Consider the following 11306-nt stretch of genomic DNA (forward strand, 5'->3'; position numbering starts at 1 on the left):
TGGATATTGGCCCTGATCTGGTCCAGGGTCAGGGGGATCTGTTGCGGCTTCACGCGACTGCCGGGATCCAGATTTTCAAGGCTCAAGACAAAGCCCGGCTCGCTGCGGCCGGTGATTTTCAGATCCCGTTCCATGATATCACCGCGCGATGAAGAGGGCTTTGGCCTCATCCATGTCCTTGTGCTCCTCGCTGTGATCAGCGTAAGCGTGACTCTATATTTTCAAGCCCGCAATCAGTCCATGAAGGCCGAAAAAAGCATAGACAGCAGCAAGTCGGTCCTGGATGCCAACGGGGCTCTGACAGCGGAACTCACTGCGCTGGTCCGGGCCATTCAGCCCGCGGCCCCGGGTTGCCTCGATATGGCTTTGGAAGCCAATGGACGGCTACTTACCAAGGCTTTCGGGACTGCGAAGCTCACCTATACCCAGGATGTTTTGAACGATCAGTGGGTGGCTCCGGGTTTTTCCGCCGCCTCGATCCACGAAAGCTCGCTGCTGCGCACACCCGCGCAACGCTGCCGTCAGCCGCGTTTTCCTCAGAACGCCAGCAATCCGAACGCCAATACCTTCTATTTCTGTTTGAACATAAGTCAGGATGCGAGCGCGCCGGCCGGGTCGTTTTTGAAAGCGCCCTTCGCCTTCGCCGAGGTGGGTTGGAACCTTATCAACCTCCACACAGGAGCCCCCTTGTCCTGTGAGAACTTCGTGAATATCGGGAGCGCAGCAGGTGCGCAAATCTTCTATACTGTTTACTGGAGCACACCGATGGGCGCACAGAATGTTTTTAAGAAGTATACCAACACAGTGACGGTAGGCCGCTAATGAAACGGGAATATTCGCAGGGTTTTTCCCTGGTTGAAATCATGATCGCCATGGCCATCATGGGAATTGTCGCCGTGTTTGCTGCGCGCTTTATGAAAGGCACGCAGGAGGCCAGGGTTCAGGTGAACGCGCGAGCCGATGCCCAGAATAAAACTGCGGCGCTGGCCAAACTCGTCGAACGCGATCTGAATTTCCGGCAGTCCAATACGTCCTTCACCGTGTCGGCGAACGGCACGCGCCTTTCCATTATTCGGCGTCAGGCGGTGGACCTGAATAACCTGTCCTCGTCGGACCTGACCTATGAAGTGCAGTATATCAGCGAATGCGTGAGTCGTCCGGCTCGATTGGGAACGTATCATGGCCTGCGTAGTCAGCTGAACGAAGCGCGCCTGCAGAAAGATGGGCGCTGCCTGAAGATTCTGAATTGCGATGACGCGCAGATTCCCCGCGTGCGCATTCAGATCGTGGGGACAGGGCGGATTCCCACCTATCCGTCCCTCGTTTATCCGGAGCTGCAGTTGAACGGCACGCTCGGTGATCGGACTTTGGGACAGGCGCTTTGCATCACGGCAGCTCCAGACCAACTCCGCATCAGCGTGGATGCGATCCATGCCTTCGGCAATCAGCTTTATAAGGTGGTTTCACACGATAAATCGGTGAGTCTCGGGACCAGCGATTATCAATTGCTGCCGCACGAGCTATAAAAGGAAAAGGCGATCCGCATTTCCACGGATCGCCTTCGAGTGATTACAGGGTTTTCAAGTATTCCAATAGAGCATCGAGTTTCTTTCTGTCTTTTCTGAAGTCGATTCCACCATTGAAGACTTTGATATCGGCATGACCGGCATTGCCGTAACCGGGGATGCGTGTATCATAGCGAACGACGTGTCCCATGCGGGTCTGGCTCTGGCCAGGGTTGTTCTGCTCGGGATTATCATACTCGTCGCCTTTGATCTTCCACTGAAAGCCGACCCATTTTTCATCATAGCTGAAATCATTGAGTTGGAATTCAGTAGGACGCTCTTCAGCCACCAGCAGGTGATAAAGAGTCGGCACCGATCCATTGTGAAGATAAGGTGCGCGGGCCCAGATGCCGTTCAGAGGAACCGAGACATAACCAGGATTATCCACGCGCGGCACCACGACTTCATCATCCGGCACATTGCAATCAGGCAGGGCTTTGTCCTGGCATGCGGCTTTCAAAGCCGTGATCAGGAAAAGCCGGGTGTCCTTGGTCAAACCCGTGGCGCGGCCTGGTTCAGTTCCGATAGCCGCGACCGGCATAAAGGTTTCGTTTTCATGACAGGAAAGGCAAGCCTGCTCGTAAACCGCGCGGCCTTCAGAGGCTTTGCGCAGATCCACTTTGAAGGGATACGCAGGAGCCGGCAGCTTGTCGACGAACGCTGTCGTGGCAAGGCCATTCGGGAAGTTCACGGCCCGTGGATCACCGGCGATGCCGAGTTCAGCACCCAGGTTACGGGTCAGTTTGTTCTTCAGGTTGCCATCCCACTGCGCGAAGATGCGTTTATCCTGGCCCCAGACGCTCATGATATCGCCGATACCGGAAGCCTTGGGAAAGAATTTTTGAAGACCCGCCGCGGGATCGGCCAGGACTTCTGTGGCCGGCACAGCGGCAAGCGACACGGCTATAGGGAAATCAATGTGTCCGGGTGAATTCTGCAGAAGGCGGAGATCGCCTTTCAAACTGAAAGCACCCGCTGTTTGCGCGGCATAGGCTCCACGTTTTTGCAGGCCGTCCTTAAACTGCTGCAGAAGAGTCGCGCCCAAGGCTGGCGACTGCGCCGTGCCGAGGAAGATGGCCTTATCAATGCGTTCCTCTGTGATCCGATCGGGACCATAGAGTTCGCCGTCTTTTTTCGCCATCAGAGCAGCTGTGAATTTTTCCACTGTATAATTGGGATTCTGAACCGCGCGGCCCAGAACTGTACGGAAGCCATTGATGTCACCCACAGTGCTGGGAGCACCGACTAAAAGTTTCACCTGACCATTGGCGTCTTTCACGCGTCCTGTGTGACAGGCGGCGCAGCTGACGTTCACGAGCAGTGGACTGGGAGCCGCGCCGGGTGCAGCAGGAGCCTTGGTGAAGGCGAAGCCCCAGGGCAAAAGATCCTTGGAATCGAGCTTAAAGTAGCCGGTCGCTTCCTCGAATGCAGCGTCCGAGAAAAGCTCGGGCATGACTTCGGGCAGAAGGCGCAGAATAACCGCCGGGGTTCCGTTGAAGGCGACGGGATTTTTCGTGAAGGCGTCATAGCCGGCTTTATTCTGTTCGATATAATCCTGAAGCTGATCGTCCCGCATGCGGCTCAGATAGTTCCACAGCTGGCCGTTGCGCAAGGCGGCTTCGGTTTTCAATTCCGCCGGAATATCCTGGCCTTGACCATAGTACTTCGCGAGTTCATCGACATCGGACCTGGCCGACAGTATGTTATCGGTGCTGATCGTAGGACTTTCGTCCCGAGCCCCGTCCTCTGTATCCTTGTCTTGTTTGATCGTGTTCGTACAGCCACTGATCATGATCGCTGCGATCAAGGCGATCCGGGAGGTCCATGTCTCGTTTCTCGTTACCATGTGTCTTCAAGGCTCCTTTACAGGCGTTCAGGACCCATGACTTTGCAACGACTGTGCACAGGGCAAAGAGCTGTTATGATAGGCGCATGAAGACGGATGCCGTGCGGGGAAATGACCGCTGGTCATGAGGAAAAGGACTTTGGTCAGGGATATCGCGAGGGTGGGCCTGTCAGCTTTCTGCTTACCGCGCCGTCATGAAAACTGACAGGAAGGTGAAGTCTTTTTCATGTATGAAACCGCAGGATTGAGCCCGAAAGTCCAATCCGACTTCAGCCGTTTCAATATTGGGTGAAGGCCAGATACTGCGGATCTTCCACACCGCTGAGCCACGAGAAAGGCCGGCCTTCATAGTTCACAAGGATGATGCGCCCTGCGCCCTGCTCGGCAATGAAAATATTCCCCACAAGGTCGACGGCAATTCCCAGAGGCCCTGCAAGGCCCTCGGCCACGACGTGAGCCCCTGAGGCCTCCCTTTGATGATAGCGGATGACCTGACCATCGGTCACTCCCCCGGCCGCGCCATAGACCCGGCCGGTACCATCTATGGAAACATTCACAGGACGGGGTATATCAGCCCTCTGAGCGCCATCCGCATTCCATCCCCAGGACAGGCTGCTGTCATCATAAACGCCCACCAAGGGGATATCATCCACTCCAAAACCGAGTGCGCTGGGCGCGACCGAGTAACTGCCAAAGTCCCGATCATCACTGAGGCGGCGCACGGCATTCGTTTCGCTTTGAGCCACGTACACCTCGCCGAAACCATCCACAGCCACGACGCTCGGTTCAACCAGTCCCTCACGCACCACTTCATAGGCTGGATCACCACCCGGGAATTTCAAAATGCGACCCGAGCCGAATTCCGCAACATACACATTCTGAAAGCGATCGGTGGCCAGTCCGCGCGGATCACTCAGGCCTTCGGCCATGAGGGTCATCGTACGATCGCGATCGATCTTCCATACCCGGCCTGCTGCGCCTTCCGTCAGATAAAGGGGAAAGTCGAAGATCGGCAATTGACCCTGACGCAAAAGGCGTGAAGGTTCCCGTCCGCAGGCCGCCATCAATACGATCAGGCTCAAAAAAAATATTTTCATAGCATGCGTCCTTAAAATCCATAACCAATGCCAAAGAGCGGATACCCATCGGTCTGCACGATGGCCTCGCCTAGTTTCTCACCATCCTGGGTTTTCACCGTCTGGGTTCGCCAGGTATAGGTGAACTGCAGAAATAGACCTTGAAGACCTCCGACACCGGGCGTGCTTTTCGCAGCTCCCAGGCCAAAGCGGGTTCCGATGGCGAGCATGCTGCCCGCCCCTTCCTGCTCGGCGATCGCGCGATCCGTGAAGGAACGGTTCAGCTTCATCGCGTAACCATATTCCAGGTAAAAAGGATTCCAGGTCAATTCCAGGCGCGGACCATAGGCGGTATCCACTTCGCTCTTGCCCTGATTATCGCGCTGCGCGAAAAGTCCAAGGCCCCACCAGGATCCATGCCAGGTGATATTGGTTTGCGACAGAACCGTGCTGCCTTCCGTGCCCTGCCCACCCTGTTTGGTGGAGTTGCTCATCGCCATGACTCCCAAGGTCGCGGAGATGCCCGCATGCGCGGCGGCGGGCAGGGACAGGCCAAGGACCGTTACAATTCCTAAAGACGTTTTCATGAATATTCCCTCGATAAACCAATATCATGCTCAACACGCATTAGCGTTGGGTCACAAACACCTGAATCTCCGAGCGACTCTCATTGCCGAAGCGATCGGCGGAGACCACCTGGAACTTGTAATATTTATAAGGAGTCAAGTTCTTCAGTTCGACCTGATGGAAGGTGCTGAGCGTTGTGTCCGTCTCCGTTCCCATGTCAGGCGCACTGATACCATACATCACCTTGCTGGTCGCGGCTTCATCCGTCAGCCAAACGATGGTCGCGGAATTCGATGTAATCTGGGCGGTCTGAACCGAGTTGATCACAGGCGCCGCGCCATCATTCAGAACAACTTCTTCGTTTTCCGTTTCCGGATCCGAACTGCCTGCAGCCAAACCATTTTCACCCAAAGGCGAAGTTGGATCATCAGGAACCGTGCAGACTTCCGTGTGATAGGTTCCGCTGACGGCCAGCTCGGGACCTGAGATAGGCGTGCCAAAGCCTCGGCCTGTTGTCGCTCCGCTGGAATTCACACCCAGGTTGCCGGCCACGGCAATATTCAGTTTACCCTGGGCCAGAAGATCTCGCATCACGGTGGCTCCGAATATCGTCTTTAAATCCAGGCTGACTGTGGTCAGAACACTGGTCTGAGGCACTGTGGCCAAAAAACTTTCCCAGGCAGGAACAGCCGCATCATCCCAGGCTTCCACCGCAGTCGTCGCCTGAGTGCGATCGAATCCTGTCTCGGCCACGCCGCGGCCGTTGACCACCAGGGCCGCCTTGCCGCTGGCACTGCGTTTCAATTTCAAATTGATCGACGCCGTGCTTAACGATACTTCTTCGCTTTTCACCTGGGGAAGGCTCGCATCATAATGGAATTCAACCGCTGCGAAGGCGCCCGGTGTGGCCGTCGTGGTCGGTGTTCCCATCGTCCCAGTAAAAGCTGCAGAGCCGGTACTGTTTCCATCCTTGTGAAGGAAGGTATTGGTGAAGGTATAATCCTGGCTTGTGACGCAATCGAGCGAGGCGGATGAAATAGTCCGGCCCTTGATCACCAGATAGGCCTGATACACAGGCGAATCATCCCCTGTGGCCACCGGTAAAAAACCATCCTTCAGAAGGCTTAAATCTGTGTGGCTCGTCCCTTGGGCAAGGTCTGAAACCTTCAGATCGAAGCTATTGCGGGTCGCCTGCTTATAGTGAGACAGGGACCAATCGATAAAGTAAGTGTTCGGAGTCGTCACACCGCTTCCGTAATAAATCGCATCGGTAATTTTTGGTGAAGTTGTATTCACCATGCTTAAAGGTGGGCGACCCGAGAAAACTCCATCCACGAAGATGGCTTCGGTATCCGAACTATCGCGCGCCGTATCGATGACAAGGTGTGCTTCCAGGAACTGATAGTTATTGTCGGGATAATCAAAGCTGAAGTGAAAAGGCGTCTGGCCATCCGTGACAGCCTGACCAATGGAAACCGAAGCTCCGGTAAAGGGAAGGTCGCTGGCCGACCAACCTGGAATCCCGCTGGTTGCCTCTATGATTTGCGTGACAGGAACGATCTGATAGCTTTTGCCCGCCTTTGTCTTCGTCTGGGTCGAGGTGGAGACAGTCCCTTCGGTCCTTCCTCCACCAGATCCACCGAGTGTTGCGGGATCCAGCTCTTCACCGTATTCAAAATCCTGCTTCTGACCGCAGGAGGCAAGCAGGAGCAGCACACAGGATAAATGCGTGGCATGCATTTTCATATTAGCCTCTTCACTATACTGTCCGTCATCATTTGAACGAAGTCCGCGGCAAGAGCCGCTGGATGTTATAAATTCAAATTCGACCCCGCCGAGGGTCACTTAATTGCGGTTAGTTTTGGGAATGAATTCCGGAGGCTGAAGGCATGGTTTGAGTGAGGTCGGCAGGAGGACTTTTGAGGGTTTTGTCCCACCCGCCCGTATACATCTGATTTTATTGACTAATATTAAACGAAAAAGAACGCTCGGTAAGGATCGCACTAGTCCATTCAGTTTTGATGAAGCTGAACAAGATTACCGCAGGTATCTTCGAACACAGCGTACGTACCCCACGCGGCCTGCGTGGGTGGCACGCGGAAAACAACACCCTTTTCCACCAGGGCTTCACTTTCTTTCTGCACGTCATCACTGAAGAAGGTCAAGAGGGGAATCTCGTCTTCATAGATCGCTTTTTGAAAAGCGCGGGCAGCGGGATGAGCATTGGTTTCCAAAGCCAGTTCCACCGAAGGGCCGTCCTTGGACACCAGCGTCACCCATTTATGCTCGGGCAGGGGAATTTCCGTTTTCTTTTGAAAGCCCAGAACTTCGGTATAGAATCGAAGAGCTTTATCCTGATCATCGACAATCACGCTGACGAGTTTTACTTGCATGCGTCCACCCCTTGTCTGTGTGTTCAGGCCCAGTACCCTTCCCTTCCTATAGCATTGCCTCCGAATCACTGGCAAGATTCTGCGCCGCGAGAATTTCGCAAAGTATGGAAAAAGCGATCTGAAGCGGCGTGTCTGTCGGCATATTCAGTCCGGCTGGCGCGCAAAAACGCTGCAAAAGGGAGTTATCCAGACCGCGTTCCAAAAGATCAGCAACGATCAGTCGAGACCGCTTCTCGCTCGCGACCAAGGCCACGTAATCAGCGCCGGAAAGAAGGGCTCGTTCGGCGATGGCCGCATCCTGTTTATGATGACTCGCAATCACCACCCACGCGCCCTTCGGTATATCGAGGGCATTGACGTCCATAGGCAGTTCGCAAACCTGAAGATGCGGCTGCTCCTGGTCCAGGGGGCTATTGCGAAAGACCTGCGCCTTCCATTCCAAAAATTGCAGAATGCGCGTGAATTCTTCGGTAATGCGGGTTTGCCCAAAGACGTAAAGAGCCGAGGGCGTGGGCTGAAGCGTCGGCAGAGGCGCAAGGCCCCAGCCTTTGGTATTCCGCAAAGGTTCGAGCGGATAGCCCTTCCACGCTGCAAGTGAGGAGGCGAGCTGCAGAAAAAGTTCGCGCCACGAATGGAGCGGCAATGAAGGTCCGGCCCCGCTTTCGCTCTGAAAGCCGAGTTCCTTTAAAAATTGAGCGGCCGCCGCGTTCCAAGGTCCGAAGTTGGGCACCGCCACCAGAGGGCTGGAAAAATGCGGCTCCAGATAAACATCCATCACCCCACCGCAGGGCATCAGTCCAAAGACTTCATCATCCAGATCGATTTCCACGATGCGTGGTCTTTTTTCGGAAAGAGCCTCGCAGGCTTCCTGCGATACATGCGACTCGGCACAGCCGCCGCCGATGTATCCGTAAAGGTTGACGCCTTGTTCATCGAAAAGAGCCTTGGATCCGGTCTTGGCCGAGGCCGAGCCTCGGACATTGACGACTGTGGCAATCACGAAGTTGGCGCCGGCGTCTTTGAGGGACTGAGCCCTGCGAAAAAGTTCAGGAGGTGAAGTGAGCATGATAATCCTCGATCGTATCGATATCAATGCGTCCCCTGTCGAGAGCTTGATACCGCACGCTATCCGGATAGCGTTGAAAAAGAAAGGAGCAGCCCTTGTCACTGGCAGGCTGCTCCAAAATTTCCGAAAAATAAGCCCGCGGTATGATCACCGGATGCCCGGGTTTTCCTGCGCTTTCCGAACGCAGAAGGTCCTCGGGCCTTCCGTCCTGCCAGGCAAGGCAGGCGGCGCGGTAATCATCAGCCGTAAGAAACGGCAGATCCACGAGGGTGATCAGAACCGCAGTGGCATCCGCAGGCAGAGCGTGAATGCCGGTCTGGATCGAACTCAAAAGGCCCGTGGCGAAATCAGCGTTATAAGCCTCGCGCACGGGCATATTCGAAGCCAGAGCGGATTCCCACACAGCGTCGCGCTGCGAACCCGTGACCAGAATCAGATCCTGAAGTCCCGCCAGATAAAGCTGCTGCAGCGCGTGCTGAACAAAGGTCGCTTCACCCAGGCGCAGAAGTGCCTTGGCCTTGTGCCCCATGCGACTTCCCTGGCCAGCGGCGAGCAGCAGTGCTGAGATCATGCGAGTCCCTTGCTAAAAGGCTGCGTGCGTACACGCTTGCCATTCAATTTAAAAATCGCGTTGGCAATGGCCGGAGCCAAAGGCGGCAGACCCGGCTCACCAAGGCCCGTCGGTGCATCCGTCGAAGGCACGAAATGCACGTCGATCAACGGCATTTCAGGGATACGCACGACCTGATAGTCATGGAAGTTGCCCTGCTTCACCTGGCCTTTATCCAAATTCAAATCCCCGTAAAGACAGGCAGACAGCCCATAGACGATGGCGCTTTCCACCTGGGCCCGGGCCCCTTGGGGATTCACCACGGTTCCGCAGTGAACAGCGCTGACGATCTTATGAACCTTGACATCGCTTCCGCTCAAGGAGACTTCCACAACATGGCCCACAACGCTATTGAAGGATTCATGCACGGCAAGTCCGAGCGCCCGACCAGCCGGCATTTTTTTGCCCCAGTCGGATTTTTTCGCCAAAAGATCGAGCACCGCCTGATGCCGTGGACTTTTTGCGATCATGGACTTGCGGTACTGCAAAGGATCCTTTTTCGCCGCTGCAGCCAATTCATCAATAAACGTTTCCATCACATAAGCTGTATGGGTATGCCCCACCGAACGCCACCAGAGCGTTGTGATCGGCACCTTCATCAGCTGCAGCTGCAGGTGGAAATCAGGCAGCGTATAAGGCGTATTATCCACACCTTCGATGGACGTGGGATCAATCCCGGTCTTGTCAATTTGAGGTGCAAAGATTGAGCCAGCCATCACACCCTGGCCAACGATCTTATGATCCCAGCCACTCACCTTGCCCTTGGCATCGACACCGGCTTTGACGCGGTGCATGGTCATCGGTCGGTAGTATCCGCCGCGTGTATCATCTTCGCGCGTCCAGACCACCTTGATCGGTTTTTTCAGCTGCTTGGCGAGTACGCTGGCTTCGACGACAAAATCGCTGTCCTTGTTTGCGCGCCGACCGAAACTGCCTCCCGCATAGGTCGTGTTCACCACGATTTTTTCAGGTGGCAGACCGAGGATCTTGGCTGCGACCATACGATCGCCTGTCGGCATCTGATGACCGGCCCAAATCGTGGCGCTCTGACCGTCATAGGCCACCGTGCAGTTCATCGGCTCCATGCAGGCATGAGCCAGATACGGAAATTCATAGGTGGCATCCAAAGTGGTCTTGGCCTTTTTAATGGCCTCTTCCGCTTTACCGACGGCCTTGACCGGAGTTCCCGGTTTTTCCAGGCTTTGCAAAAAAGCTTTTTTCAAACCTTCATCGGTGACCAAGGGATCATCGGACAGCTTCCATTGAACCTTGGCCGCATCACGCGCTTTCATGGCAGCCCAGGTGTTGGTCGCCACAAACGCCAACTTCTGGCCGTCGAATTTGATGATCTCTTTCACACCAGCCACAGCCTTGGCGGCTTTTTCATCAAAGCCCTGCAGCGTGGCGCCGAAAGGCGGGCGGGCGATCACCGCGTACAGCATATCCGGAACCTTCACATCGAGTCCGAAGATCGCTTTGCCCGTGCTTTTCTCCAGAGCATCCACGCGCTTCATGGACTGACCGATGATTTTAAACTGCTTCGGATCCTTCAGTTTAATCGGCGCCGGCGGTGTTTGTTTTGCGGCGGCATCGGCAAGTTCACCGTAAGTCAAAGACCCTTTTTTCGGATGATGCACTGCGCCTTTTTCCGCGCGAATTTCTTTCGCCGGCACGCCCCACTTTTCAGCGGCTGCAGCGATCAGCATTTCCCGCCCCATGGCTCCGACCGTGCGCAGCTGATCCCAGGATGAGGTCACCGAGGTGCTGCCACCGGCCATCTGAATCGGCATGAAGGTGGCGTTATACACAGGATCCACGGGAGCGGATTCACAGCGGATCCGCTCCCAATCGCATTCCAATTCCTCGGCGATCAACTGGGCCAGCGACGTATTCACGCCCTGCCCCATTTCCAGTTTATTGATGATCAAACGAATCGAATTATCGGGGCTGATTTTGATAAAGGCATTCGGCAGCGCGGCGCTCTTAAAGTCTTTATTTGCCGTCACTGCCTCCTGGGCGAAAGCGAATTTGGCAAAACCAGCGGGCAGTGTGAAGGCCAGCACCAGACCGGAGCTGACAGCGGCACCCGTTTTTAGAAAATCACGACGGCTCGGCTGACCTGGGAAAAGATCCAACATGAAACGTCTCTCCTCGTCTTCGGGTTGATGATGGATTAACTGCGT

General features: G+C 55.1%; 10 protein-coding genes. 2 read left to right on the top strand and 8 right to left on the bottom strand.

Annotated elements, in window-relative coordinates:
- Positions 1-132: 132 nt before the first annotated feature.
- Positions 133-822, top strand: coding sequence for a hypothetical protein (locus VFO10_RS25970; RefSeq protein WP_325144922.1), 690 nt, complete (start codon positions 133-135; stop codon positions 820-822).
- The gene (locus VFO10_RS25975; protein WP_325144923.1) at positions 822-1526 is read left to right on the top strand and encodes a PulJ/GspJ family protein; all 705 of its coding nucleotides are present in this window, start codon (positions 822-824) and stop codon (positions 1524-1526) included. The genes VFO10_RS25970 and VFO10_RS25975 overlap by 1 nt, the downstream gene beginning before the upstream one ends.
- A gap of 43 nt (positions 1527-1569) precedes the next feature.
- On the opposite strand, the gene VFO10_RS25980 is transcribed toward VFO10_RS25975, so the two are convergent.
- The 8 genes from VFO10_RS25980 to VFO10_RS26015 all read right to left on the bottom strand — a co-directional run.
- Positions 1570-3411 (bottom strand): hypothetical protein, encoded by a 1842-nt coding sequence (locus VFO10_RS25980; protein WP_325144924.1) that lies wholly within the window; start codon positions 3409-3411, stop codon positions 1570-1572.
- 278 nt (positions 3412-3689) lie between these two features.
- Positions 3690-4508, bottom strand: coding sequence for a hypothetical protein (locus VFO10_RS25985; RefSeq protein WP_325144925.1), 819 nt, complete (start codon positions 4506-4508; stop codon positions 3690-3692).
- Between the two features lie 11 nt (positions 4509-4519).
- A complete protein-coding gene (locus VFO10_RS25990; RefSeq protein WP_325144926.1) occupies positions 4520-5074 on the bottom strand; it encodes a hypothetical protein in 555 nt (184 codons plus the stop codon).
- A 40-nt stretch (positions 5075-5114) separates the two neighbouring features.
- Positions 5115-6800, bottom strand: a complete 1686-nt coding sequence (locus VFO10_RS25995; RefSeq protein WP_325144927.1) for a fibronectin type III domain-containing protein — start codon at positions 6798-6800, stop codon at positions 5115-5117.
- Between the two features lie 266 nt (positions 6801-7066).
- The gene (locus VFO10_RS26000) at positions 7067-7447 is read right to left on the bottom strand and encodes a VOC family protein (protein WP_325144928.1); all 381 of its coding nucleotides are present in this window, start codon (positions 7445-7447) and stop codon (positions 7067-7069) included.
- A 46-nt stretch (positions 7448-7493) separates the two neighbouring features.
- The gene (locus VFO10_RS26005; protein ID WP_325144929.1) at positions 7494-8513 is read right to left on the bottom strand and encodes an XdhC family protein; all 1020 of its coding nucleotides are present in this window, start codon (positions 8511-8513) and stop codon (positions 7494-7496) included.
- Positions 8494-9084 (bottom strand): nucleotidyltransferase family protein, encoded by a 591-nt coding sequence (locus VFO10_RS26010; protein ID WP_325144930.1) that lies wholly within the window; start codon positions 9082-9084, stop codon positions 8494-8496. Before VFO10_RS26010 ends, VFO10_RS26005 begins: the two co-directional genes overlap by 20 nt.
- The coding region (locus VFO10_RS26015) for a xanthine dehydrogenase family protein molybdopterin-binding subunit (protein ID WP_325144931.1) at positions 9081-11306 on the bottom strand (2226 nt) is incomplete at its 5' end. The genes VFO10_RS26010 and VFO10_RS26015, both read right to left, overlap by 4 nt.

Source organism: Oligoflexus sp., from assembly GCF_035712445.1.
GTDB lineage: Bacteria > Bdellovibrionota_B > Oligoflexia > Oligoflexales > Oligoflexaceae > Oligoflexus.